Below are 1,178 nucleotides of genomic sequence, written 5' to 3'. Positions count from 1 at the left end.
CGAGGAACGAGAAGGCACTGGCTGGGTGTTGATGGCCACATCGGGAGGTGAACCCATGGAACCGCGCGCCAAGGAACAGGAGAACCTTTCCCGACTCGAACGGGCCGCGCAACAGACTGCTGATCCAGAAACTTTGGAACAGAAGGCGAAAAAGCCCGAGGAAAAATTCCGCTTCAGCCTTCGCAAGCAAGATGTCTGGTGGACGGTTGGTTTCGCTGCCGCCGCCTTGCTGCTTTTTGGCATCCAAGTCCTGATCAATTGGCGCTTAGAATGGCTTGATGCGCCTTTGCGCGTTCGCGTGCTGAACTACGTCAGGGGCGGCCTTCTCATTTTCGTTATGCTGACCGTTGCCAATGTTATCGAAGTCTTTCTCATTGGCCGAATTCCCAATCGTGTTTCGCGTTTCAACCTGCAACGTATTTTTCGATTGGTCGTCGTCGTCGCCATCGTCTTCGTGGCCATTTCGGTCTTATTTGTGAACTGGTACGCTGCGGTTGTTTCACTCGGCCTGATTTCACTGATTCTCGGCTTTGCGCTGCAAATGCCGATCTCCAGTTTCATCGCCTGGATTTATATTCTGGCCAGGGCGCCTTATCGCGTTGGCGACCGCATTCGCATCGGCGATGCCCATGGCGATGTCATTGATGTCAGCTATCTCGACACGACGTTATGGGAATTCGGCGGCGAACATCTTTGGACCGATCATCCAAGCGGACGCGTCATCAAGTTTCCGAACTCCACCGTGTTTGACACGCCGGTCTTCAACTATTCCTGGCCGCTGTTTCCCTATGTCTGGAACGAAATCAAGTTCCAGCTCGCTTATGAAAGCGATCTGGAATTCGTAGCGAAAACCATGAGAGAGGTCGTTGACGAGCAGATCGGCGACATCATGAGCCAGAAGGTGAAGGTCTATAAGCACATCCTGTCGCAAACGCCGGTGGACGAACTCGAAGTGAAGGAGCATCCCGTGGTTCATTTTCGCGTCAGTGAAAACACCTGGCTCGAGGCCATCGTGCGTTACCTCGTGCCGCCGAAGGAAGCGGGGCGCACCAAAACACGCTTGATCAAGGAAATGCTGGCGCGAATGAATGCAAAACCCGATCGCGTGCTGTTTCCGAAGAGCAATTTGAGGTGAACTTCCTCACGCCCCGCCCGCGTCGCGGCAGGCAAGCCCGGAT

1 protein-coding gene is annotated in these 1,178 nt (G+C 54.3%); it reads left to right on the top strand.

Annotation, left to right across the window (positions count from 1 at the left end; genetic code table 11):
* Positions 1–55: 55 nt before the first annotated feature.
* Positions 56–1,135 carry a mechanosensitive ion channel family protein gene (locus ACWTU8_RS31620; protein WP_029349148.1) on the top strand — a complete coding sequence of 360 codons (1,080 nt, stop codon included), beginning with the start codon at positions 56–58 and terminating at the stop codon, positions 1,133–1,135.
* The last annotated feature ends 43 nt before the right edge of the window (positions 1,136–1,178 follow it).

This window comes from Mesorhizobium sp. BHbdii (assembly GCF_053848045.1).
Note: the sequence above shows the minus strand (reverse complement) of the source record. Positions and strands in the feature narration are given on the sequence as shown.